The sequence below is a fragment of the Jeotgalibaca sp. A122 genome (genome assembly GCF_052266715.1).
Lineage (GTDB): Bacteria > Bacillota > Bacilli > Lactobacillales > Aerococcaceae > Jeotgalibaca.
Window position 1 is genome coordinate 1 of record NZ_JBQPRB010000007.1, and the last position, 24084, is coordinate 24084.

The 24084-nt window shown below is 39.1% G+C and carries 25 protein-coding genes; 22 read left to right on the top strand and 3 right to left on the bottom strand.

Features of this window, described 5'->3' with window-relative positions:
* The 13 genes from ACTU7M_RS08450 to ACTU7M_RS08510 all read left to right on the top strand — a co-directional run.
* Positions 1–148 (top strand): transposase (locus tag ACTU7M_RS08450; RefSeq protein WP_443474046.1); only part of this gene is annotated, 148 nt, incomplete at its 5' end.
* A gap of 627 nt (positions 149–775) precedes the next feature.
* Positions 776–1471: a ribonuclease III gene (gene rnc, locus ACTU7M_RS08455; protein WP_443473953.1), complete on the top strand. Its 696-nt coding sequence runs from the start codon at positions 776–778 to the stop codon at positions 1469–1471.
* Between the two features lie 24 nt (positions 1472–1495).
* Positions 1496–5053: a chromosome segregation protein SMC gene (gene smc, locus ACTU7M_RS08460; RefSeq protein ID WP_443473954.1), complete on the top strand. Its 3558-nt coding sequence runs from the start codon at positions 1496–1498 to the stop codon at positions 5051–5053.
* A gap of 10 nt (positions 5054–5063) precedes the next feature.
* Complete coding sequence (locus ACTU7M_RS08465) at positions 5064–5873, top strand: Cof-type HAD-IIB family hydrolase (protein WP_443473955.1); 810 nt, start codon at positions 5064–5066, stop codon at positions 5871–5873.
* A 21-nt stretch (positions 5874–5894) separates the two neighbouring features.
* Positions 5895–6911: a signal recognition particle-docking protein FtsY gene (gene ftsY, locus ACTU7M_RS08470; protein ID WP_443473956.1), complete on the top strand. Its 1017-nt coding sequence runs from the start codon at positions 5895–5897 to the stop codon at positions 6909–6911.
* A 131-nt stretch (positions 6912–7042) separates the two neighbouring features.
* Complete coding sequence (locus ACTU7M_RS08475; protein WP_443473957.1) at positions 7043–7381, top strand: putative DNA-binding protein; 339 nt, start codon at positions 7043–7045, stop codon at positions 7379–7381.
* Between the two features lie 23 nt (positions 7382–7404).
* Complete coding sequence (ffh, locus tag ACTU7M_RS08480; RefSeq protein WP_443473958.1) at positions 7405–8820, top strand: signal recognition particle protein; 1416 nt, start codon at positions 7405–7407, stop codon at positions 8818–8820.
* Positions 8821–8907: 87 nt separating this feature from the next.
* Positions 8908–9180 (top strand): 30S ribosomal protein S16, encoded by a 273-nt coding sequence (gene rpsP / locus ACTU7M_RS08485; RefSeq protein WP_443473959.1) that lies wholly within the window; start codon positions 8908–8910, stop codon positions 9178–9180.
* A gap of 54 nt (positions 9181–9234) precedes the next feature.
* Complete coding sequence (locus tag ACTU7M_RS08490; protein WP_443473960.1) at positions 9235–9483, top strand: KH domain-containing protein; 249 nt, start codon at positions 9235–9237, stop codon at positions 9481–9483.
* A gap of 108 nt (positions 9484–9591) precedes the next feature.
* Complete coding sequence (gene rimM / locus ACTU7M_RS08495; RefSeq protein ID WP_443473961.1) at positions 9592–10110, top strand: ribosome maturation factor RimM; 519 nt, start codon at positions 9592–9594, stop codon at positions 10108–10110.
* Positions 10107–10844: a tRNA (guanosine(37)-N1)-methyltransferase TrmD gene (gene trmD, locus ACTU7M_RS08500; protein ID WP_443473962.1), complete on the top strand. Its 738-nt coding sequence runs from the start codon at positions 10107–10109 to the stop codon at positions 10842–10844. Before rimM ends, trmD begins: the two co-directional genes overlap by 4 nt.
* Before the next feature lie 144 nt (positions 10845–10988).
* A complete protein-coding gene (rplS, locus tag ACTU7M_RS08505) occupies positions 10989–11333 on the top strand; it encodes a 50S ribosomal protein L19 (RefSeq protein WP_443473963.1) in 345 nt (114 codons plus the stop codon).
* 95 nt (positions 11334–11428) lie between these two features.
* A complete protein-coding gene (locus tag ACTU7M_RS08510; protein WP_443473964.1) occupies positions 11429–11860 on the top strand; it encodes a hypothetical protein in 432 nt (143 codons plus the stop codon).
* 48 nt (positions 11861–11908) lie between these two features.
* On the opposite strand, the gene ACTU7M_RS08515 is transcribed toward ACTU7M_RS08510, so the two are convergent.
* The gene (locus tag ACTU7M_RS08515; RefSeq protein WP_443473965.1) at positions 11909–12271 is read right to left on the bottom strand and encodes a DUF4828 domain-containing protein; all 363 of its coding nucleotides are present in this window, start codon (positions 12269–12271) and stop codon (positions 11909–11911) included.
* A gap of 191 nt (positions 12272–12462) precedes the next feature.
* Here ACTU7M_RS08515 and ACTU7M_RS08520 point away from each other — a divergent pair, with 191 nt between their 5' ends.
* Positions 12463–13833: an aspartate kinase gene (locus ACTU7M_RS08520; protein WP_443473966.1), complete on the top strand. Its 1371-nt coding sequence runs from the start codon at positions 12463–12465 to the stop codon at positions 13831–13833.
* A 101-nt stretch (positions 13834–13934) separates the two neighbouring features.
* Positions 13935–14438, top strand: a complete 504-nt coding sequence (locus ACTU7M_RS08525) for a PTS sugar transporter subunit IIA (RefSeq protein WP_443473967.1) — start codon at positions 13935–13937, stop codon at positions 14436–14438.
* A gap of 54 nt (positions 14439–14492) precedes the next feature.
* On the opposite strand, the gene ACTU7M_RS08530 is transcribed toward ACTU7M_RS08525, so the two are convergent.
* Positions 14493–15518: a lactonase family protein gene (locus ACTU7M_RS08530; protein ID WP_443473968.1), complete on the bottom strand. Its 1026-nt coding sequence runs from the start codon at positions 15516–15518 to the stop codon at positions 14493–14495.
* A 114-nt stretch (positions 15519–15632) separates the two neighbouring features.
* On the opposite strand from ACTU7M_RS08530, the gene ACTU7M_RS08535 reads away from it, so the two are divergent.
* The 7 genes from ACTU7M_RS08535 (at position 15633) to ACTU7M_RS08565 (ending at position 23365) form a co-directional block, all read left to right on the top strand.
* Positions 15633–15998, top strand: coding sequence for a PTS glucitol/sorbitol transporter subunit IIA (locus tag ACTU7M_RS08535; RefSeq protein WP_443473969.1), 366 nt, complete (start codon positions 15633–15635; stop codon positions 15996–15998).
* A gap of 18 nt (positions 15999–16016) precedes the next feature.
* The gene (locus tag ACTU7M_RS08540) at positions 16017–17207 is read left to right on the top strand and encodes an AI-2E family transporter (RefSeq protein ID WP_443473970.1); all 1191 of its coding nucleotides are present in this window, start codon (positions 16017–16019) and stop codon (positions 17205–17207) included.
* Between the two features lie 126 nt (positions 17208–17333).
* A complete protein-coding gene (locus ACTU7M_RS08545) occupies positions 17334–17957 on the top strand; it encodes a TetR/AcrR family transcriptional regulator (protein WP_443473971.1) in 624 nt (207 codons plus the stop codon).
* 14 nt (positions 17958–17971) lie between these two features.
* Positions 17972–19705, top strand: a complete 1734-nt coding sequence (locus tag ACTU7M_RS08550; RefSeq protein ID WP_443473972.1) for an ABC transporter ATP-binding protein — start codon at positions 17972–17974, stop codon at positions 19703–19705.
* The gene (locus ACTU7M_RS08555; protein ID WP_443473973.1) at positions 19702–21507 is read left to right on the top strand and encodes an ABC transporter ATP-binding protein; all 1806 of its coding nucleotides are present in this window, start codon (positions 19702–19704) and stop codon (positions 21505–21507) included. Before ACTU7M_RS08550 ends, ACTU7M_RS08555 begins: the two co-directional genes overlap by 4 nt.
* Positions 21508–21843: 336 nt before the next feature.
* On the top strand, positions 21844–22245 hold the full coding sequence (locus ACTU7M_RS08560; RefSeq protein WP_443473974.1) for a GntR family transcriptional regulator: 402 nt from the start codon (positions 21844–21846) through the stop codon (positions 22243–22245).
* Positions 22232–23365, top strand: coding sequence for a DUF1648 domain-containing protein (locus ACTU7M_RS08565; RefSeq protein ID WP_443473975.1), 1134 nt, complete (start codon positions 22232–22234; stop codon positions 23363–23365). The genes ACTU7M_RS08560 and ACTU7M_RS08565 overlap by 14 nt, the downstream gene beginning before the upstream one ends.
* A gap of 51 nt (positions 23366–23416) precedes the next feature.
* On the opposite strand, the gene ACTU7M_RS08570 is transcribed toward ACTU7M_RS08565, so the two are convergent.
* On the bottom strand, positions 23417–24082 hold the full coding sequence (locus tag ACTU7M_RS08570) for a type 1 glutamine amidotransferase (RefSeq protein WP_443473976.1): 666 nt from the start codon (positions 24080–24082) through the stop codon (positions 23417–23419).
* Between the last annotated feature and the right edge of the window lie 2 nt (positions 24083–24084).

Here is a 24084-nt window from a genome sequence, read left to right on the forward strand (position 1 = left end):
CTGTTTATATACCCTCTCTAATGGAGCAATTGAAGGCGTTAATAATAAAATCAAGAACATTAAACGTTCTGGGTTTGGTTACCGAAATTATAGTCACCTGCGTGCGCGCATTCTCATCAGCTACCCCCCTAACAGCCAGTCGTTTTGAACCGAAGGCGCTACGGTATAAAGATGAAGTGTATCGACAAGGAGAAAAAGAAAAAGCCAAAGCGAAAAATTAATTCTCGCTTTGACTTTTATAGGGTCCACCAACACGATTTGACATAGAACCTTTTTTGTGGAGTGCAGCAAGAGCGTGTGCACGGAAACTCAGAATTTGAAAAGTGAGGTTCTTGGTTATCTGGTGTTGGTGAAGGAAATGCCCTCGGCCTGCGGGTTTGCTTGTGTACTGCCGTGGGACCGCCCTGAGCCTGTAGTCTCCGGGCTTTCCGAGAATAATACCTACCAACACCATAAATAATAAAACCAAAAGTGATTACTCACAGCCGTTTAATGGTCTGAGTAATCACTTTTTGCCTTGAACTGATTACTTAGAAGCTGAATTAGGTTTGAGTAATCACTTTTAACCTTTAATTGATTACTCAATAGGATATTCCGATTTGAGTAATCACCTAGAACGCCTTAACTAAGGGTGACCAAAAAGTTATGTTCATTCCTCACGGACTTTGATGCTTCTTAAACCTTATCTTGTCTAGATTTTAGTGAAAAATACGGCTGTTTGACGTATAATGGTGAAGTATGGATTTTTTAATTAATCGAGAGGAGGTAACAAAATATGAATGATCTAATTCAATTAATAAAAGATGAATATGGGATTCGTTTCAACGATGAAATGCTGTTACAGGAGGCATTTACCCATTCATCATATGTGAATGAGCATCGTCATCAAAAAATGAAGCATAATGAACGATTGGAATTTTTAGGGGATGCGGTTTTGGAAATAGTAGTTTCCGAGTTTCTTTTCCACTACTATTCAAGTTGGAGCGAAGGGAAATTAACCCGTTTACGTGCCCAGATTGTTTGTGAACCAAGCTTGGCCCAATTTGCCAACGACTGCCATTTTGATAAACATATTCGCCTGGGTAAAGGTGAAGAGAATATGAATGGCCGTAAACGTCCAGCACTATTGTGTGATTTGTTTGAAGCTTTCATCGGTGCTTTATTCTTGGATCAGGGAATGACAGCTGCAAAAAAATTTATCAAACAAGTTGTTCTTGATTCTATAAAAGAGGATGCTTTTTCACATGCGATGGATTACAAGACATTGTTGCAGGAAGAACTACAGAAAAATGGTGATATTTTAATCAAGTATGCCCTATTACTGGAAGACGGGCCTTCACACGCTAAACGCTTTGAAGTAGCAGTGCAGGCAAATGGTAAGGTGTTAGGACAAGGTTCAGGTACGAGTAAGAAGTCAGCGGAACAAGCAGCGGCACGCGTTGCTTACCAAAAACTGACGAAAAAAGGATAATCAGATCGGGAAAGGATGTTTTATTTGCATCTAGAAAGAATTGAAATGACGGGGTTTAAGTCTTTTGCAGATAAAACCGTTATCGAGTTTGATAAAGGCGTGACCGCTATTGTGGGTCCCAATGGCAGTGGCAAGAGTAATTTGTCTGAAGCTGTCCGCTGGGTATTAGGGGAGCAATCTGCCAAAAACCTGCGTGGGAAGAAAATGAATGATATCGTTTTTGCCGGTTCGCAATCGAGAAAACCGATTAATATAGCAGAAGTAACATTAGTATTTAATAACGAAGACCGCTCGCTCCCTATTGATTTTTCGGAAGTGAGTCTTACAAGGCGTATTAACCGAAATGGTGACTCTGATTGCTTCATCAATCGGAAGCCATGTCGCTTAAAAGATATTACAGATTTGTTGATGGATTCAGGCGTGGGTAAAGATTCCTTTTCCATGATTTCCCAAGGGAAAGTTGAACAAATTTTCCAGAATAAGCCCGAAGAACGTCGCGCAATATTTGAAGATGCTGCGGGAGTCGCGAAATATAAAAATCGTAAAACCAGTGCGCAAAGAAAATTAACCGAAACGATGGATCATTTGAATCGCGTTCAGGATATTTTACATGAAATTGATAATCAGTTGATTCCTTTAGGAAAGCAACGCGACACAGCCTTAGCCTATCAGGAAAAAAACACCCAATTGAGCAAAATTGAAATTGCACTGTTGGCTTTTGAAATTACTAACCTGAACAACCTATGGCAAGATTCGAAGAAAGAAATCGAAAGCTATCAGAAAAAAGTCGCCAATGAGGAAAAACAACAGATCAGTTTGAAAGAAGACCTCGCTGCCCTAAAACATAACGCATCATTATTTGATCGGGAGCTGAATGAGTTTCAGGATGAATATGTGGCGACTATCCGGAAAATTGAACAATTAGAAGGACAGAAGAATATTCTCGCCCAAAAAGCCAATTTTTCTGCAAAAAATAAAGAAGAGCAAGGACGGATTCTACAAGAAAAGCAAGATTTGATTGAGACGGAGACGCTTAAGGCAGAGGAACTTTCTAAAGAGTTGAAGGAAAAAGCATCCGTTCGTAAAGCTTTGCAGAGTGAGATAACCAGTTTATCAGATAAAGAAAAACAATTTTCTCAGGATAAGAATCAATGGCTACAAGAAATACGGGATACATACATTGAAAAGCTTCAAGTTCAGTCAATGAACAAAAATACTATTTTGCAAAATGAACGTGAATATGCACATCTTACAGAGCGAAATGCTGTTTTGATAAAAAGGCTTAAAGAACTAAAAGATAAAATCGAACAGTCTCAATCAGCCGTTGAAAGAGATACGCAAATTATTAAACAAAAAACATCTGAGCAAGCTAATACGGATAAAAAACTCCAAAAGCTTATGGAAACGCTGAATACTTCTGAAGCTACATTTGCTGAATATAATCGTCATTTGAATGAATTAGTACGCTCGATTCAACAAGCTGAAGCAAGACGTGAGAGTCAACAAGAGTTGGAAGATTCATACGCCAGCTATTACCAAGGTGTTAAGGAAATACTTAAACGTAAAGACGTTATACCAGGTATCCACGGACCGGTCGGTGAGTTATTCCAGGTTCCGGAAACCTATACTTTGGCTATTGATACGGCTTTAGGCAACGCCATTCAAAATATTGTCGTTGATAATCCGCAAACAGCCTCGAAAGCGATCCAAGTACTGAAAGCAAATCGCTTGGGTAGAGCGACCTTTTATCCCCTTACGGTCATCAAAGGACGGCAGATACCGGATTATGTGAAACATGACTTAAAAAACCAGCCCGGATTTATTGGGATAGGGTCTGAATTAATTTCATATGAACCGACTTATGCCGAAATTGCGGCTAATCTACTTGGTACGACTATTATTTCCCAAGACTTGGATTCCGGTTTGGCGATTGCTAAAAGCTTAGATAATCGCTTCCGAATTGTTTCCCTGGATGGTGATGTTATCCACGCTGGCGGCTCAATGACAGGGGGCGCCACTAAACGTCAACAAGGAAATTCCGTTTTCAGCCGCAAGAACAGCATTGAAAAACTGACGGTTTTCATTGAAGAAAAAACAAGGGAATACCAACAGTTGGAACAAAAACATCAAGGTCTCTCGGTAGAAGTTGAAGGAGCACAACAGCTGAAAGAAACGTTACAAAGTCAGACTCGTCAAGTTGCTTTTGAACTTGAAAAAGTCAAAGAAAACTTCAGTCGTGAGCAAGAGCTGCTAAAGGATTTACAAAAAGAATATGCTGCCGAGGTTTTTGAACAGAAACAAATCAATCAACAGCATGAAGAAGTTGAAACCATTCTCGCACAAGCACGGAAGCAAAGAGATAATTTGGCTGTTGAAGTTGAGCGATTAAAACAAGATATGGCCGATTCAACCATGAATGAAGAGGAACGCCAAAAGTTATTACAGAAGATCCAAAGTGAATTGAGTCAAAAGCAACAAGAATTAGCAGTATTAAAAGAGCAAGAAAAACAACTCCGCCGGGATATAGATGCAGCGCAGGAAATTATCAGTAAAGAAAAAATGACCATTCAGGCCATCGAAGAAAACATCGAACTTGTATCAAAACAAGAAACGAACGAATTCCAGACTGTTGAGGAAGTTTTACAAAGTTTGGAACAGGCCTACAAGCGTAAAGATGAACTCGATTCGGTTATGGATGATAAGCGTACGAAAAAACATAATCTGGATGAACAATCCGAAGCCAAGAACAATGAATTAAATCAATTATCTGCGAACATCCAGGCAGAATTGGAAAAATTAGCCAGATTTGAGAGTCAGGCTGGTCGGTTGGAATCATCCATCGATCATCATCTGAATCGGTTGAATGAGGCATATGGCTTGAATTATGAAGCTGCGGTAAGCACGTATACATTGACTATGCCAGAGACGGAAGCTAAAATAGCCGTTAATACCTTGAAAAAGGAAATAACCGACTTGGGGCCAATCAATATGGCTGCGATAGAAGAATATAACCGTATTGCAGAACGCTATGATTTCTTGAAGCAACAGCAAACGGATCTCCTGACCGCAAGGCAGTCGTTACTGGATACAATGGAGGAAATGGATGAAGAAGTGTCCCAACGCTTCTTAACCACCTTTAATGCAATTAAGGAACAGTTTGAAAAGACGTTTCCGAAATTATTTGGTGGCGGTAAGGCAACCATTGCGTTGTCGGACGAGAATAATATTCTGGAAACAGGAATAGAAATTATTGCCCAGCCGCCAGGAAAGAAACTTCAACAGTTAAGTTTATTATCCGGTGGGGAAAAAGCATTTACAGCTATTGCTTTATTATTCGCGATTATTGAAGTTTCGCCAGTGCCATTTTGTATCCTGGATGAAGTGGAAGCAGCTTTGGATGAAGCAAATGTCGTGAGGTTCGGGAAATACCTGGCCTCATTTGAAAAGGAAACGCAATTCATTGTGATCACCCACAGAAAAGGGACGATGGAAGAAGCGGATGTTTTGTATGGTGTGACCATGCAAGACTCTGGTGTTTCCCGCCTTGCATCCGTAAAATTTGGGGAGTACGAAGAAGAATAGGAGTATTTGAATGATTAAATTAATCGCACTCGATTTAGACGGTACTTTGTTAAGTACCCAAAAGAGCATTAGTGATGTAAATAAAGAAGCAATCCGTTTGGCAGTAGCCAAAGGTGTAAAAGTAGTCCTTTGTTCAGGGAGACCTTTACTTGGAATCAAGCGTTATGTCGATGAATTAAACCTTTTGGGTGCGGAAGATTTCTCTATCACCTATAACGGGGGGCTTGTGCAAAGAAACCATGACTCCAAGGTTTTATCGCAAAAAACATTGTCTTATCAAGACATCAAAACGATATATCAATTGAGCCAAGACTTGGCTTTGCCAATGAACATGCTTGATTTGAATTATGTTTATGAGCCTGCTTATCCGGTTGGACGAGAATCACTCTATCCAACTTTGATGAGCGCAAGTTTGCCATTTGTGGAACGAAGCATTGATTCTTTTGAGGACACCCATCAATTCAATAAAGTTGTCTTCTGTACCGATCCGGACTATCTGGATCAAGCTATTGCCCAAATTCCAGCAGCCTTCCATGAACAATTTTCTACGATGAAATCACGTCCTTTGCTTTATGAAATCATGCATCCAGAAGTTGATAAAGGGAGCGGAATTGCCCGCTTATGTGATTTAATGGGGTATACTGCAGATGAAGTGATGATATGTGGCGATGAAGAAAATGATTCAGCTATGTTCGATTATGCTGGTGTAGCCGTTGCAATGGGCAATGCCACTACAGCGATTAAAGAAAAAGCGACATTTATCACTAAAACAAATGATGAAGATGGCGTTGCTCACGCCATTCACCAATTTGTACTATAAAATAAAAAGGATGTGAGTGCTATGGGGTTATTTGATCGCATTAAACGTGCCTTTACCGGGGAAGATGTCACACAGGAACCGGTAAACGAAGAGAAGCGCATAGTCATTGATAAGTTCGATAAAGGGATGGAAAAAACCCGTAAAAGTTTTTCAGATAAAATCAATGAGTTATTTGCGGGCTTCCGGGAAGTGGACGAAGATTTCTTTGACGATTTAGAGGAAGTACTTATTTCTGCCGATGTCGGTTTTGATATGACCATCGCTATATCGGATGTTATCCGTGAAGAGATGCGTGTGAAACCAACACGTACGGGCGAGCAAGTCAAGAATTTAATTGTTGAAACCATGGTTGATATTTACGAAAAAGGTCAAACAGGTTTGCCAACAATCAAAGAAAATCCAGAAGGTTTAACAGTTGTTTTGTTTGTAGGTGTTAACGGTGTAGGTAAAACAACCACGATTGGTAAATACGCCTATAAATTGAAAAACGAAGGCAAAAAAGTCTTATTGGCTGCAGGGGATACTTTCCGTGCCGGTGCAATCGAGCAACTGGAAGTATGGGCTGAACGTGTGGGTGTGGATGTAGTGACTTCAAACGCTAAATCTGATCCTGCTTCAGTTGTATTTGATGCTTTGAAAAAAGGGCAATCAGGTAATTATGATTATTTGTTGATCGATACAGCAGGGCGGTTGCAAAACAAAGTTAACTTGATGAAAGAACTTGAGAAAATTAACCGGATCATTGAGCGGGAAATTCCAGGCGGGGCATCGGAAACGTTATTGGTTCTGGATGCAACCACCGGACAAAATGCCTTAATTCAAGCCAAACAATTTAAAGAGACAACAAATGTTACTGGCCTGATTTTGACTAAATTGGATGGGACGGCAAAAGGTGGGGTTATCCTTGCTATCCGTCAGGAAATGGAAATCCCGGTTAAGTTTGTGGGGTTGGGTGAAGGCATAAATGATTTACAGGCATTTGATCCTGAGCAATACATTTACGGACTTGTTAAAGATTTAGTTGAAAAGAAAGCATAGAATCCAGATAAGAGGTGGCAAAAGCCGTCTCTTTTTTCTGTTTTATATTGACTTTTCGCTATTTACTGGGTATTCTAAAGGGTGATGTAAAGTCTTTACCTTGACAGGTGAAGGGAGATAGGAGGCCGAAAATGGAACTTGAAAAAACAAACTATATGAATACTTTGTTTGAATTTTATGGTGTTTTGCTTACTACAAAGCAAAAAGGCTATCTCTCGCTTTACTATGGGGATGACTATTCACTTGGAGAAATTGCCGATGAATTTGAAGTAAGCCGCCAGGCAGTTTATGATAACATCAAACGGACCGAGAAAATTTTAACCGATTATGAAAACAAGCTACATTTGGTTGAAGATTTCTTGATGCGTCGCGAGTTATTGGACCAACTGAAAGTATACAATAGTGAAAAATATCCCAGTGATAATGAGCTAAGTAGAATGATTCATCAACTAGAATCAATCGACGAGTAAATAAAAAGGATGTGAGCGATAGTATGGCATTTGAAGGTTTATCTGAGCGTCTTCAGGGCGCAATGACAAAAATTGGCAAGAAAGGTAAGATTACCGAAGCCGATTTAAAAGAAATGATGCGTGAAGTCCGTCTTGCTTTATTAGAGGCCGACGTTAACTTTAAAGTAGTAAAAGATTTCGTTCGTAAGGTAAATGAACGTGCGTTGGGATCAGACGTGTTGGAATCTTTATCACCGGCACAACAAGTTGTAAAAATCGTAAACGAAGAGTTAACCGAGTTGATGGGTGGCGAACAAGAACCATTTATTTTCTCGAAAAAACCACCGACAGTTGTGATGATGGTTGGTCTTCAAGGGGCAGGTAAAACAACAACTGCTGGTAAATTAGCCAATTACATGAAGAAACGCGAAAACAAGCGTCCGATGTTAGCAGCAGCTGACGTTTATCGTCCAGCGGCAATTGATCAATTGCAAACGATTGGGAAGCAACTTGACTTTCCTGTCTATGCAAAAGGTACAGAAGCCAATCCAGTTGATATTGCCCGAGAAGCGGTAGAAGAAGCACGCATGACAGGTCGCGACCTTGTCATCATTGATACGGCAGGTCGTTTGCATGTTGACGAAGTTTTGATGACTGAATTGCAGAATATTAAAGCTGCGATTCAACCGGATGAAATTCTGTTTACTGTTGATGCCATGACAGGTCAAGACGCTGTTAACGTAGCACAATCCTTTAATGAGCAACTTGGTATAACCGGGGTTATCCTGACTAAATTGGATGGGGACACACGTGGTGGTTCTGCTTTATCCATTCGTTCTGTAACAGGAAAACCTATTAAATTTACCGGACAAGGCGAGAAACTTGATGATATCGAGCCGTTCTATCCCGACCGTATGGCTTCTCGAATCTTGGGAATGGGTGATATGCTTACCCTGATTGAAAAAGCACAACAAGATTTTGATGAAGACAAAGCGAAAGAAATGGCAGAGAAAATTCGTGAAAATACATTTGATTTCAACGATTTTATCGACCAAATGGACCAAGTAACAAGTATGGGACCTCTGGAAGATTTATTGAAGATGATTCCAGGTATGAGTCAAGTACCAGGCCTTGACCAGATGAAAATTGATCCAAAAGACATGGCACACATGAAGGCAATTGTTCTTTCCATGACCAATGAAGAACGTGAAAATCCTGATATGTTATCCCAAAGTAGACGTCGTCGGATTGCGAAAGGTTCAGGCCGTAATTTAGCGGAAGTAAACCGCTTGATCAAGCAGTTTAATGAATCCCGTAGCATGATGAACAAGATGTCTAAAGGGAATTTTAGTGGCTTGGAAGGCTTGATGGGCAACGGGCCAAAAGGCAAATTAGGCCAATTGGCAATGAAACAAATGTCCCGGAAAATGGGCAAAAAGAAGAAAAAGAAAAAAAAATAACCCTGTAAAGAAAAAATACTTTACAAGCTTATCTTAAACTGGTATTATATCATTTGTGAGATTTAGAAATTGGAGGTGTATTTAAGAATGGCAGTAAAAATTCGTCTAAAACGTATGGGTTCTAAAAGAAATCCTTTTTACCGTGTGGTTGTAGCAGATTCTCGCGCTCCACGTGACGGTCGTTTCATCGAAAAAGTAGGTACTTACAACCCAGTTGTAGAACCAGCTGAAGTAAAATTTGATGAAGAACTAGTATTGAAATGGTTGGCTAATGGTGCACAACCTTCTGATACAGTAAGAAACCTACTTTCACAAGAAGGTATCATGAAGAAATTCCACGATTCCAAATCAGCTAAATAAGCTATTCGGTAAGTAGTCAGTAGCATTGAAATTACCAAAAGGATGGTGGATTACATGCCTGATATTAAAGAATTGATTCTAACCATGATTACACCGCTCGTTGAAAACAAGGATGAAGTTTCAATTGAAATTAAAGAGACCAATGAGTTTTTTGAATATCATTTGAAAGTCAATCCTGAAGACGTCGGTCGCGTCATTGGTAAACAAGGACGTGTTGCGAAAGCAATTCGGACAATCGTATACAGTGTACGAACAAAACAATCCAAGCGTGTTCGCCTCGTCATTGACGGCGGCAACAACTAAAGAGCGTTTGTAAAACACTTGTCAAACATACAAAACAAAGCGGACATTCAATGTTATAGTTGATCTGTCCCTTTTTTTGTATCAAAATACCGGGAAAGAGGTGGAAGCATGGAACAATATTTTAGTGTCGGTAATATTGTAAATACCCAAGGACTAAAAGGTGAGGTCCGTGTCATTTCTGTCACAGATTTCGCTGAAAAAAGATATAAAAAAGGTTCCAGTTTGATGCTGTTTCAAGAAGGTAAAGAACCTATTGAATTAATTGTAAAAAGCCACCGTAAACATAAAAATTTCGATTTGCTGACGTTTGAAGGTAAAAACCGAATTGAAGATGTTGAGATATATAAAGGCGGTACATTAAAAGTTGCTGCCGATGCTTTACATGATCTTGATGAAGAAGAATTTTATTTCCATGAAATAATCGGTTTGGAAGTGAAATTAGAATCAGGCGAAGTTCTTGGTAAAATTAAGGAAATTCTTCCATTAGGTTCAAATGATGTTTGGGTTGTTCAAAGAAAAGGTAAAAAAGATTTACTATTGCCTTATATCAAAGATGTCATCCAGGAAGTGAATGTGGCTGAAGGATATGCTGTGGCAACCCCATTGGAAGGAATGCTGGAAGAATGAGAATTGATGTACTGACACTTTTTCCTAATATGTTTGAAGGCCCCATGACGGATTCAATCATTGGCAAGGCTGCCGAAAAAGAAATCGTTACAATCGAAACGACAAACTTTCGTGAATTTGCTGATAACAAACATAAAACCGTTGATGATTATCCATTTGGTGGCGGAGCCGGTATGTTGCTGAAAGCACAACCAATTGTGGATGCCATTGGCAACATCGAATCAAAGTATCCTGAAACAAAAAAACGGATTATATTGATGGATCCAGCTGGGAAAAAATATGATCAGGCTTTAGCTGAGGAATTGGCCCAAGAAGAGCATTTAGTTTTCATTTGTGGCCACTATGAAGGTTATGATGAACGCATAAAGGCGTTTATCACAGATGAAATTTCAATCGGGGATTTCATTTTAACGGGCGGAGAGCTAAGTGCTATGGTTATCATTGATAGCGTTGTGCGCTTACTTCCGGAAACGTTGGGCAACACGTTGTCTAATCAGACGGATTCTTTCTCAACGGGATTGCTGGAACATCCGCAATACACGCGTCCACGCGACTTTCGTGGAATGGAAGTACCTGACGTTCTGGTCAGCGGAAATCATGCGAAAATAGCGGAATGGCAAGACAAAGAATCATTGCGCAAAACATGGCTAAAACGCCCGGATATGCTGGATTCTATTGTGTTAACCAAGCAACAAGAGAAATGGTTGGAAGAATTTAAAAACGAAGAAAAATAATAAGTTTGTCAATGAAAAACACTTTACAGGTCTTTATAATTATGATAAACTCTTACGAGTGGACGGGAGACTGTCCCAAGATAACGATATTCCGCTGATAGGTAAAAGACTATGCATGAATATTTGTTGGAAGGAGAAATAGATATGAATCTAATCGATAAAATTACTCAAGAACAACTACGTAGTGACATTCCTGAATTCCGTCCTGGAGATACAGTACGTGTACACGCTCGTGTTGTTGAGGGTGAGAGAGAACGTATCCAACTTTTCGAAGGCGTTGTAATCAAACGTCGTGGTGTTGGAATCAGCGAAACTTATACAGTTCGTAAGATTTCTAACGGTGTTGGAGTTGAACGTACTTTCCCAATCCACACTCCACGTGTTGCTAAAATCGAAGTTGTTCGTTTCGGTAAAGTACGTCGTGCAAAATTGTACTACTTACGTGCATTACACGGAAAAGCAGCTCGTATTCCAGAACGTCGTCGTTAATACGAATTCAACATCAAAGAGCCAGTTCGCTGGCTCTTTTTGTTTTATCCTGATTATGCTATACTTGATTAGTAAAAAGGAAGGGAGCTAATATATTGAAAATTTTAGAAGAAATCGAAAAATTATTTGCTGAAAAAAAATTACCCTTAAAAAGACAAGAAATTCCTAATAATCAATCTCTTTATCAAGGGACATTCCAGATCGCTCCAGGTAAACGTGTCCCGTTTGGCGTTGTAATTGTCAATGGTGAGGATATGGTCGATTTCCAAATCAGCTTTAAACGATTGGCCTATTTAACCAACTATGCAGATAAAGATAAAGTTTTGGAAGTAATGAATGAATTAAACAATACTAAAACTTTTTACTATAGAGTATGTCTGGCCGGAGACGGTGAGATTTATATGAAAGCAATGGGGAAAACGACGGAAGACGTTCGTCCTTTATATGAACAACTCGTTATTGGTTCCAATATTGCAAAACTGGTTGTAGAAGAAATTGAAAAAATAATTACTCCCGTTGCGGAATAAACGATAAAAAAGCGAGGGTGAGACAAAAAGTCTCACCCTCTTTATATACTATTTTTTATGGAAAATGAACGTAGCATCCTCAACTTCGTCATGGAATGTAAGTTTATTTTCATCGATTTTTGTAATGGTAATATTGTATCCGAACTTATCTTGAAGTATCAGCAGATTTTGTTGGGAATCTTTGCGAATCAATTGGATGGGGAGATCATTAAGATATACGCTTGCATCATCCTTGACCATCAAAACAGTATCTTCGTCGGATATCCATTCACCTGCTAAGTCAAAGAGAGAAAGTGGTTTGTGGGACGTCGCTTTTGTTTTCGGACTATTCATTTTTGCTAAAAAAGGTGTGATACCGATAAAAAGAGAGAGTATAACCAATAATTGTTTGCGTATCATTTTAAAATTCACGTCATCGTCATCCTTTTCAATTCATTCTAGCTAAGTATATCTTTTTTTTTTGAAAATACTAGGGATGGAATAATACAAAATGATTACAAATTATTTTTATTTTTTCATTGCAGTTCCAAATGGTGCATGCTATTCTAACTGTAACACAAATGAGAGAAAGATTAAAAAAGACAAAACAAAGAGGTAATCAAATGAAAGTTGTAAAATTCGGCGGAAGCTCTTTAGCGAGTGGAACGCAATTAAAGAAAGTATTAGCAATCATAGAGAATGACCCAACAAGAAGAATTGTAGTCGTATCTGCTCCAGGAAAGCGTAATTCTGAAGATACGAAAGTAACAGATCAGTTAATTGCTTTTGCGCAAGCGATAATCAATGATGAAGATTATGGCCAAGTTTACACCAGTATATTGAATCGCTATCAAGAAATCGCGGACGAACTGGGATTGCAGTCGGATGTAATGACAATGATAAAAAAACATTTTCAAAAATTATTGGCAACTTCATTCAGAAGTCCGGAGCTCTTGGAAGATGCTTTTAAAGCCAGCGGAGAAGACAATCACGCAAAATTGATAGCTGCTTATTTTACAGAATCTGGTTTGAAAGCTCGATATGTAAATCCAAAAGAAGCGGGTATTTATGTAACAAGCCAACCTGGAAATGCAAGTATTCTGCCAGAGTCTTATAATTATTTGTATCGCTTACGTGAATTCGAAGAGGTCCTTATCATACCTGGGTTCTTCGGTTATAACGAAAGAGAAGAAATAATCACTTTTTCTCGTGGGGGATCGGATATTACGGGAGCGATTGTCGCAAACGGTGTAAAAGCAGACTTGTACGAAAACTTTACGGATGTAGATGCTATTTATGCTGCTAATCCCAACCATATAAGTAATCCAGAGAAAATCCACCATCTCACGTATTCAGAGATGCGTGAACTTTCATATTCGGGTTTCTCTGTTTTCCATGATGAAGCATTGCAGCCAGCTTTTAATGCAAGCATTCCTGTGCATGTAAAAAACACCAATAGACCAGATGGTGAGGGAACCTTGATTACCCGGACACGGCCTAAAAACAAACGTATTTTATCGGGAATTGCGAGTTCATCCGGGTTTGTCAGTATCCATATTACGAAATATTTGATGAACAGGGAACTCGGTTTTATCCGCAAACTTGCTCAGATATTTGAAGAATTAAGTCTAAGCATTGAACACATTCCTTCAGGTGTTGATGACATGACGATAGTATTGCGCCGGGCTCAATTAACTCCTGGCAAACAAGCTGCGCTCTTATATCGTCTTCAAAATGAGCTAAAAGCGGATGATGTCCATATGGAAGCAAATCTTTGTTTGATTATGCTGGTTGGTGAGGGAATGGTTTCCTCGGTTGGTACTACGGCGCGTGCAGCCCAAGCGCTGGCAGATGCTGGAGTAAACCTGATAATGATTAACCAGGGTTCTTCAGAAATCAGTATCATGTTTGGTATCGAAGAAGACCAAGAAGCAACGGCAGTGAAAGTTATTTATGATGCATTTTTCAAGGATGAAGATTCGAATTCGATTTAGTTCTATTTGGATAAATAGGAAAAAAAAGCTGAATATGTTATATTAGACGTAGTAAATAAATCTTAATTCAAGATTTAAATTTATTAAAGGTGGCGTTCGATATGTTTAACTTTTTTAAGAAAGACAAAAAAGAAGAACCAGTTTTTGAAAAGAAAAACCTATATGCACCGGCAAATGGTCGTGTAGTTCCCGTAACTGAAGTCGCTGATCCAGTTTTCTCCCAAAAAATGATGGGTGACGGCTATGCAGTTATTCCTACAGATGGCGAAATTTATTCTCCAGTTGAAGGAAAAGTATTGAGTGTATTCCCGACAAAACATGCGGTGGGAATTCAACTGGACAACGGCCTGGAAATTTTATTGCACATGGGGCTGGACACGGTTGAACTGAATGGAAAACCTTTTGAAACGCATGTCAAAGAAGGCGATACTTTAACTGCTGGTACACATGTTGCGACATGTAACTTGGATGCGTTAGCAGAGGCAGGAAAAGACAGTGCGATGGTTGTTGTTATTACGAACATGGACAAAGTTCAATCATTTGAACTAACTGCAAGCGGCGTCGTGAAGGCGCAAAGCGTGGTTGGAACTGTGCTACATAAATAATCACATAAAAAAACAGTTACTAGCCTGGGCTAGTAGCTGTTTTTTGTTCCTTCATTAATATTTAATGCATACGCATTCTGGTCCATGTACATCTTTTTGAAGTAAGCTTAAAGTACCATTCTCAGCATCCCGGCTAAAAAGTGTTAAATTATCTGAGTCTTGGTGACCAACAATCACATAAGCTTCATCGGGAGAGAGGTTAAAATCACGAGGTGTTTTTCCTTCTGTCGGGATGTATGTAATGAGAGAGAGAGAATAGTCTTCCTCAACTTTATAAACGACAATGGAGTCATGGCCACGATTTGAAGCATACACGTATTTACCATCCCGGCTGATACGAATAGCTGCACCGCTATTAAAGGTTGTATGGCTCTCGGGAATCATTGAAATTCGGCTTTGATAGGTTAAGCTGCCGTCATTCTCGTCGTATTCTAGAACCTCAACTTCGCAACTTAATTCACCAAGAAGGTAAACGGTATGGCCGTTTGGATGGAAAACGAGATGACGTGGCCCTGTACCAGGATGGGCTTGGTAACGCGCTACTTCTGATAATTTGCCTTCATCAGAAACAGTATAACTATAGACTCCGTCTGTTCCCAAATCGCAAACCATCAGATATTTTTTGTCAGGCGTGTAATCGGTATAGTGAACGTGAGGAGCATCCTGGTTTTCATGGACGCTACTGCCTTCATGCTTGACGCGATCCAGTAGTTCCATGCCATCTTCAGATTCTTTATAAACCGATACGTAACCTGCGTGATAACTGGCTGTAAATAATAATCCGCGTTCTTCATCCAAAGCAATGTAACAAGGTGCACTTGCTTCAGAAGCGTTCGATGACCGTTTTACATACTGGCCATCTTCTTGGCGGGTAAAGGCCGTCAGACCGCCACCATTTTCTTCTTTGGAGATAGTGTACATCGAACTTTTATCAGCATTGAAAGTAAGGTAAGTAGGTGAATCTACTTCCGCAATCAACTTATAGTCTGTTAACTCGTGTTTTTCTGTATCAAGCGTAATTTGATGAACGCCTTTACTTTCGCGTTTTGTATAAGAACCTAAGTATAAAGTATGTGCCATATGAGATTTCCTCCTAAAATATTTTTTACTTAGTATAAGTATAACAAACAAAGCACGTTTTGAAGATTAGATATGCTAAAATGAAAGTATCAATTTTAATGAAGGAGTCATTCGATGAAAAGTAAAGTAATGCATATAGGTAAGGATGCAATAAGCACAAATGAACGGATTTTGGTTCTTTTTGGTGAAAATGCGACGGAAGCAATCCGTGATGTTTCAATTTTACAAGCATTTGAAGAGGAAGTATCTGCTTTCGTATTTCATATAAACGATGAAGTTCACTTCGGAGACCAAATCTATACCGTATCCTACGTGGGGGAGAATGTTGGTGCGAATTTAGTGGAATTGGGGCACGTAACTTTTGTTTTCGATGAATTCGATCCGGAACATTTCATTGAAACAAGCGTTTATTTGACTCCACATCAGTTACCTAAAATAGAGCTGGGAATGATGATACAATACGTATCAAAAAAACAATAAGAATGTAGGGGATAGCTTATGGCAAGAAATTTAGTTCGTCAAAGACGATTATCCTGGTTTGAAAAATGGATTCTGAACAATAAACTCGTAACGTCATTATTGATTATCCTACTGGTTATGCTAATCCTGCTTGTTTTTTCTAAAGTCTCATACATGTTGCAGCCAATAGGAAGTTTCTTTAGTATTTTAGGTTTTCCTTTGGTTTTGAGTGGTATTCTCTATTACCTCATGAATCCCTTTGTTCAATGGGCAACTAATAAAGGTATGAACCGTGTTCTTGCAATTGCGATTGCATTTATTGCTTTAGTTATTTTGGTGATTTGGGGAATTGCTATTTTGATTCCTGTAATCCGTGATCAAACATTAGGATTTATAGAGGATTTCCCACAGTACTGGGTGACAATCAACAACATGTTCCTTAACCTTTTCAATTATGATTGGTTCGTCGACATTCAACAACAATTCACTGATTTCAATACCGATATTTTAAATTATATTACCGAGTGGGCCAATAACTTTTTAGCTAATACGGGTTCGTGGCTAAGTGGTTTTGTTGGTATAGTAGCCAACGTGTTTGTAGGGCTGATTACTATGCCAATCATTTTATATTATTTATTGAAGGAAGGGGAAAAGTTTCCTCAAGCTATTTTACGCCTCATTCCTAACCGCCACCGTGATTCCTTAGGGGACTTGATGACTAAAATCAATTTACAGGTAAGTCAGTATGTTCGGGGACAAATTATCGTGGCAACGTTTGTCGGAATTATGTTTGTAATCGGTTATTCTATTATTGATTTAAATTATGGAATTGTCTTGGGGATTACGGCTGGCTTTTTGAATATCATTCCTTATTTGGGATCGTTTATCGCAATGGTTCCGGCGATTTTTGTAGCGCTGGTAGATTCGCCCTGGATGTTGATTCAGGTCTTGATAGTTTTCAGTATTGAACAGTTTATAGAAGGGCGGGTCATCTCACCGCAAGTATTGGGGAGTAATTTATCAATCCATCCGGTTACAATCATGATTGTACTCCTTACAGCTGGGAAATTATTTGGAATTGTGGGATTCGTTTTAGGGATTCCCGGATATGCTGTTTTGAAAGTGATTTTTATGCATGTTTTTGAATGGTATAAATCTGAATCCGGTTTGTATCATGAGGATGATGATGAGAAAGAAGAGGAATCCTTTATCGAAACGGAAGAAATATAACGGATTTAGAGTGAGCTGGGACATGGGTCCTAGCTTTTTTATTTCATAAATCTTAAATTGTTGACTTGGGTGACAGGTTGTCATATAATTGTAAAAGTCTTATTCAAGAGAAAAGAAGGTGAAGAAGTGCCCAAACAAACTTTTTTTAACTTGCCAGAAGAGAAAAGAGAGCGGTTGTTAAAAGCGGCTTATCAAGAATTTTCTCGCGTCTCTCTCGATGAAGCTTCAATTAATGTGATCATCCATGAATCTGATATTTCACGAGGAAGTTTTTATCAGTATTTCGAGGACAAAGAAGATTTATATTTCTACTGCGCACATTTACTGAAAAAAGACGAAAAAGAGCAGGTTGATAATTGTTTTAGAGAAGCGAATGGTAATTTAATTGAAGGGTTGAAACGAACATTTGATTACTTATATGACACCTATATGAGCGGACCAAATAAAGATTTTTACCATCATTTTTTTGTAAATATGACCTATCGTAGAAGTCGGAATATTTATGAGGAGGAAAATCATAAAAAGCAGCATGCACACAAGCATGTATACACGGATTTGATTGCAATTCTCGATCTGACCAAGTTAAATTTTGCATCAAATCAAGAACTGCAAGAATTTTTACAATATACATTTCAAATGATCCATTGGACAATTGCACGCGTATTTCTGAAAAACTTATCCAAAGAAGAAGCACGCCGCGATGTCAACCAACGTTTATCGTGGTTGGAAAATGGAATCATAAAAAAATAAGGGAGGCTATCTAGTTGCTAAAACTAATTAAACGAATTTCATGGAAAGCAATTGCAGGTTCCATATTATTTATCATTATTCAAGTATTTGCAGAGTTGAATCTGCCAAACATGACTTCCAACATCATTAACGATGGGGTTGCTACAGGAGATGTTGACTTTATTTGGCGTGCTGGTGGCATTATGCTCCTATTGACGCTTATCACGGTAGTTGCTGCCATTTGTGGCGTTTATATTTCCGCTCGCGAATCACAAAGAGTGGGTAAACAATTGCGTTCAGAAATTTATACAAAAGTTATGTCTTTATCCAAAGATAAAATTGATAAAGTGGGTCAAGCTTCGTTAATCACGCGATCAACCAATGACGTGGAACAAATCCAATTTATCTTCATGTTGATGCTTCGCATGATGATGTTTGCACCCATCATGGGTATTGGGGCAGCTGTTCTGTCATATACACTAAGCCCGGATTTGGCTAGTATTTTCTTTATATCCGTGCCGATACTGATTGTTTTATTAGCCATCATTATGGGATCGGCTGTTCCTATCTTCCGGAAGATGCAAGAAAAAACAGACCGTTTGAACTTGATTTTCCGTGAAGGCTTGACTGGCGTACGTGTTATCCGTGCCTTCAACAAAAGTAAATATGAAGAAGAACGCTTCAAAGCTGCAAATGCGGATTATATGCAAAATAACGTAAAAGCCATGACGATCACAAGTTTGTTGATGCCCGTTTTAACCCTGGTATTAAGTGGAACAAATATTGCGATTATTTTGACGGGTGGCGAGTATATTGCAATCGGAAGTATGCCGGTAGGTAACTTGGTTGCTTTTATTAATTATTCCGCGATGTTATTGTTCAGTTTCATGATGTTATCAATGATGCTTACCATGCTTCCACAGGCACAGGTGTCAGCTGCCCGTATTAATGAAGTGTTGGAATTGGAAAGTACTATATTGGATGGAACGAATCATTTTGATGGGAAAAGCATTAATGAAGAAAACATTCAATTGCGTTTTGATAATGTTACTTATCAATTTCCAGAAGCAGAACGTCCTGTTTTAAAGAATCTAGACTTTGAAATGAATAGAGGTCAAACCCTAGCGATTATTGGTGGGACTGGTTCCGGTAAATCAACAGTAGCGAATTTAATTATGCGCTTCTACGATGCTTCAGAAGGCGGCGTTTACTTAAATGGTAAAAATCTGCGTGATGTAACCCAACATGATGTTCGTGAGCGGGTTTCTTATGTGCCACAAAAAGCAAATCTATTCTCGGGAACAATCCGTTCCAATATGTTGGATGGCAATGAAAACGCAACGGATGAAGAAATGTGGCGTGCATTGGAAATTGCTCAAGCTAAAGATTTCGTAGCAGGATTAGAGGATGGCCTTGATCATATTGTCGAGCAAGGTGGAACGAATTTCTCTGGTGGTCAACGACAACGTTTATGTATTGCGCGCGCAATCATAAAGGAACCAGCTGTCTATGTATTTGATGATTCATTTTCTGCTTTGGACTTTAAGACAGATGCCGCTTTGCGGAAAGCCTTATTATCTGAAATTACCGATGCTATTGTTGTCATTGTGGCACAACGTATCAGTACAGTACGCGACGCTGATTTAATTGTTGTTTTAGAAAATGGGGAAGTTGTCGGCCAAGGGACTCATGATGAGCTTGTAGCTGAAGACAATGAAACTTACATGGAAATCATGAATTCACAGTTTAGGGAAGGTGAAGGTCGATGAGAAACGCAGGACCACAGGTAGCAGCGAAGCCAAAAGATTTCATGGGATCGGTTAAGCGCCTTTTTAATTATATGTCGGTAAGAAAATGGTTGATGTTGGGAGCATTCCTCCTCTCAGCCATCGCGACTGTTTTTCAAATTTTTACGCCTAAAATTCTAGGTTCAGCAACAACCGTTATTTTTGACGGTTTTAGCCAAGGGATGGTCAATGGTCGATATCCGATTGATTTTCCTGCCATTCACAAAATTTTGATCTCAGTTGCGATTTTATATGTATCCAATGCTGTGTTACGGTACATTGCACAGCTGACACTGGTGCGTGTGGTACAATCTACGGTATTTGATTTACGCCAAGATTTTAAGAACAAGATGACGCGCGTTCCGGTTGAATACTATGATACCAATAGTAACGGTGATATCATGAGTCGGGCCATCAACGATGTTGATAATATTGCCCGCCAGCTTGTGCAAACGATAAATCAAACAATCATGAGTATTGTTCAGTTTTTTGGTATCTTGATCATGATGCTGACGATCAGCTGGAAACTAAGTTTGGTTGCTTTGTTGACTGTTCCTTTGAGTGCTTTCATCATCTCACGCATTGCTCCAAGATCACGCAAACTATTTAAAAAGCAACAAAAAGAACTGGGGCAGTTAAATGCTCATATTGAAGAAACATTCGCAGGTCATACTGAAATTGTAAGTTTTAACCGTGAAGAACATGCTACAGAAGTTTTTGATGTTCAAAATGACAAATTGTTTGGCATTTCCTGGAAAGCGCAATTCCTTTCAGGGATATTGATGCCACTCATGAATATGGTAAAAAACTTGGGCTACGTCATCGTTGCTGTTATGGGTGGTATCGATGTAGCGAACGGCTCGTTACTTTTAGGGGATGTACAAGCATTCTTAACCTATACAAACCAATTCTCAGAACCTATGAAACAATTGACAAATATTATGAATACCATTCAGTCTATTGTAGCTTCTACTGAGCGTATTTTTGAAGTGTTGGACGAAGCAGAAATGCTGGATACTTCCACTGACGAACCGATTGTTGAAACTGATGATAAATTGACGTTCGAGCATGTTCGTTTTGGTTATGCAGGTCAAGATGATTTGATGACAGATTTCAATTTGAGTGTTAAACCCGGTCAAATGGTTGCAATTGTGGGGCCTACTGGCGCAGGTAAATCAACAATTATCAACCTATTGGAACGCTTCTATGATGTCAGGGGCGGTAGCATCAAGTTAGAGGGAGAAGACATTCGTAACATTGAACGTGAAGATTTAAGAAGACGTTTTGCGATGGTTCTTCAAGATACTTGGTTATTTAACGGGACTATTTTTGACAACATCAAGTATGGTGCTCATGAGGATGTCAGTGATGAAGATGTTTACCGAGCTTCTAAAATGGCCCACGCGGATGAGTTTATCCGGACGCTGCCAGAAGGTTACAATACAATTTTGAATGAGGATGCCAGTAATATTTCTCAGGGACAACGTCAATTATTGACAATTGCCCGTGCATTTATTACCGATCCAGAAATCTTGATTCTCGATGAAGCAACTTCAAGTGTTGATACACGTACAGAAGTATTAATTCAAAGAGCTATGCGCCGATTGCTCGAAGGTCGGACCAGCTTTGTGGTTGCCCACCGATTATCCACGATTCGTGATGCCGACAATATCATTGTCATGAACCATGGTGATATCATCGAAACCGGCTCACATGATGAATTGATGGAATTAGGTGCTTTCTACGCAGGCTTATATAACAGCCAATTCTCTGACGCATCTTAATAACTGATTTGAGGCTAAGACATTTTGTCTTGGTCTTTTTTTGTAGATTAAACGAGAGCGGATGACTGAGTTGCGGCGTTGCCAGGGGAAATTTATTTAAACGCCGCACCGAGCCCCTCAAATGCGGCGATTAAATAAAACAGGCGTTATAAACGCCGCATTTACACAAAAAAAGCGGCGTTAAGCACATCGAAATATTTTAAACGCCGCACTTATAGCTTCAAGTGTGGCGTTTAAAATAGATGTTGTTCATTAAAGCCGCACCAAAATAAAAATTTACATCTTACTGCAAAGGTGTTATACTTGTTATATAACAAACGAACAGGAGGTGCTGATATGATTATCGAAATTGAACCAACCAGTTCAACGCCTATTTATCTGCAAGTCATGTTCCAGATTAAAAAAGCAATTGTTCAAGGATACGTTTCTGCGGGGGATAGCTTGCCAAGCGTGCGTTCATTGGCTTCAGAACTAGGGATAAATATGCATACCATCAATAAAGCCTATAACTTATTGACCGACGATGGCATCTTGGTTAAATCCCAAAAGGGCTATTTTATCCAGGATGATTTCCAACGGACCGTAAGTGAAGAAGTAAGGAATGAGATGAAGGGACGTCTAGAAACGTTGATTGTGGATGCTTATATTCATCAATTATCTGAGAATGAAATAGAAGCATGGACAAAAACAATTATGGAAAATTTGAAGAAAGGGGAGAAGCCGAATGTGGACTTTTAGTATTTTTATGTTTTTAATTATGATTTTGATGGGATTTTCAATTGGTTTGACGCCATTATTCAGTCGCCAATCCACGCCATTTGGTGTCGGTATCCCTGCTGAGAAACAAACAGATTCTTTTGTTGAAACCCGTAAGAAACGTTTTGCGATTCTTAATGTGGTGATTAGTGTATTATTGGGCCTGCCACTCTTTATTGCTCCTTTTATTCAAGATACTAAAGAATCTGAGATGATTGTGGGTGTCTATCTAACGGTAGCGATGTTTGTCTTCATCATCATCTCTTTCTTGTTGCAATTAAAGTATCGCCAAGAACTTCTGCGTTGGAAAGAAACGCTGCCACAGCCGGAAAAAAGGCCAAAAATTACGATCGATACCACTTATCAAAAAACACTTGAAGTGGTATCAAATCAAACACTGTTGATAGGCCAATTCGCGATCATTGCCATTACAGCCGGCTTGACATTATATTTTTATGACCGCATTCCTGAACAAATACCTGTTCATTGGGATGTAAATTTTAATGTCGATCGCTATGCAGAAAAAAATCTGCTAACAGCCATGAGCTTACCATTTATGCAGTTAATCATGGTACCTGTTCTTAATTATTCCCATTATGCTTTTATTAAATCAAAACAAAAATTATCGCCAAACAAACCGATTGTTTCTAAAAAGAAGAGCCAATTATTCCGTAAAGCCTGGTCTACGTATATGTTTATCATGACCATGTCTACGCAATTGTTGTTTACCGTCATTCAATTCTTCTCAGTATTCAACCTACAAATATCTCCATCGTGGATGATGGTTGCGACAATGATTTATTTGGTTGTCATTATGGGCGGGATGTTTTATTTAATATTTAAATATGGGCAAGCAGGGGAAAAGTTGAAATTATCAGAGGATGACGATGATAGCGAAGACTATTACACAGATGCCGAAGAAGACAAAAATTGGAAACTAGGCGTTTTCTACTATAATAAGGAAGACCCAGCTGTCTTTGTTGAAAAAAGATTTGGCATTGGATCAACAATGAATCTGGCCCGTTGGCAAGCCTGGGCAGTAGTTGCAGGGTTGATTTTATTTATCCTGGTAACTATTTTCTGGTCTTACTGGGTTATGTAAAAAAATAAGAGGTTGAAATAGCTAAAATCATGCTATTTCAACCTCTTATTTTTATGCCAACAACGTTTTTTGTTGTTTTTGTTTGATGGCTAAATCGACAATGCGTTCAGCCAAGTGTGGGTTACGAACCAATAAAGGACCATGAAAATAGGAACAGAAGACATTTTTATAACGTGCACCTTCAGTATTATCCTTCTCATTGTTCCCTTCCCCTTGTTGCACAATACCGAGTGGTTGGACACCTTCGCCCAAAAAGGTACGGCCATTATGATTCTCAAAACCTTTATAAGTATCTCCGGTTTCTTCGTCATAAATGACAATGTCACCAGTGAAGCGACTATTTACCTGGTTGAGCGTATAGTGGTCAAGCGCCCCAATACCTTCTAGACGAACACCTTTTGCATTGATATAGTAATGGCCCAGCAACTGGAAACCACCGCATATTCCCAGGACGATACCATCATGTTCAATATAGGAAGTGATAGCTTCTTTTTTATGTTGTAAATCCTTTGAAACAATCAGTTGTTCATAATCTTGCCCACCACCGAAAAATACGATGTCGTAATCTTCAGGGTTAAAAGGTTGATCAAGGCTGACGATTTCCGTTTCAACTTTCACACCTTTTTGGCGCGCAATATACTGTAGCATCAGCACGTTACCGTTGTCGCCATATGTATTCATAAGGTTCCCGTATAAGTGACAAATTTTTAGTTTCATGA

Excerpts from the sequence above, each read along its gene's own strand:
- ACTU7M_RS08540 (WP_443473970.1), top strand. The coding sequence starts at position 16,017 with ATGGCAAGAAATTTAGTTCGTCAAAGACGATTATCCTGGTTTGAAAAA.
- ACTU7M_RS08565 (WP_443473975.1), top strand. The coding sequence starts at position 22,232 with ATGTGGACTTTTAGTATTTTTATGTTTTTAATTATGATTTTGATGGGA.
- rimM (WP_443473961.1), top strand. The coding sequence starts at position 9,592 with ATGGAACAATATTTTAGTGTCGGTAATATTGTAAATACCCAAGGACTA.
- rnc (WP_443473953.1), top strand. The coding sequence starts at position 776 with ATGAATGATCTAATTCAATTAATAAAAGATGAATATGGGATTCGTTTC.
- ACTU7M_RS08520 (WP_443473966.1), top strand. The coding sequence starts at position 12,463 with ATGAAAGTTGTAAAATTCGGCGGAAGCTCTTTAGCGAGTGGAACGCAA.
- ACTU7M_RS08465 (WP_443473955.1), top strand. The coding sequence starts at position 5,064 with ATGATTAAATTAATCGCACTCGATTTAGACGGTACTTTGTTAAGTACC.
- rplS (WP_443473963.1), top strand. The coding sequence starts at position 10,989 with ATGAATCTAATCGATAAAATTACTCAAGAACAACTACGTAGTGACATT.
- ACTU7M_RS08535 (WP_443473969.1), top strand. The coding sequence starts at position 15,633 with ATGAAAAGTAAAGTAATGCATATAGGTAAGGATGCAATAAGCACAAAT.
- ACTU7M_RS08570 (WP_443473976.1), bottom strand. The coding sequence starts at position 24,082 with ATGAAACTAAAAATTTGTCACTTATACGGGAACCTTATGAATACATAT.
- trmD (WP_443473962.1), top strand. The coding sequence starts at position 10,107 with ATGAGAATTGATGTACTGACACTTTTTCCTAATATGTTTGAAGGCCCC.
- ftsY (WP_443473956.1), top strand. The coding sequence starts at position 5,895 with ATGGGGTTATTTGATCGCATTAAACGTGCCTTTACCGGGGAAGATGTC.
- rpsP (WP_443473959.1), top strand. The coding sequence starts at position 8,908 with ATGGCAGTAAAAATTCGTCTAAAACGTATGGGTTCTAAAAGAAATCCT.
- ACTU7M_RS08530 (WP_443473968.1), bottom strand. The coding sequence starts at position 15,518 with ATGGCACATACTTTATACTTAGGTTCTTATACAAAACGCGAAAGTAAA.
- ACTU7M_RS08525 (WP_443473967.1), top strand. The coding sequence starts at position 13,935 with ATGTTTAACTTTTTTAAGAAAGACAAAAAAGAAGAACCAGTTTTTGAA.
- ffh (WP_443473958.1), top strand. The coding sequence starts at position 7,405 with ATGGCATTTGAAGGTTTATCTGAGCGTCTTCAGGGCGCAATGACAAAA.
- ACTU7M_RS08555 (WP_443473973.1), top strand. The coding sequence starts at position 19,702 with ATGAGAAACGCAGGACCACAGGTAGCAGCGAAGCCAAAAGATTTCATG.
- ACTU7M_RS08490 (WP_443473960.1), top strand. The coding sequence starts at position 9,235 with ATGCCTGATATTAAAGAATTGATTCTAACCATGATTACACCGCTCGTT.
- ACTU7M_RS08560 (WP_443473974.1), top strand. The coding sequence starts at position 21,844 with ATGATTATCGAAATTGAACCAACCAGTTCAACGCCTATTTATCTGCAA.
- ACTU7M_RS08475 (WP_443473957.1), top strand. The coding sequence starts at position 7,043 with ATGGAACTTGAAAAAACAAACTATATGAATACTTTGTTTGAATTTTAT.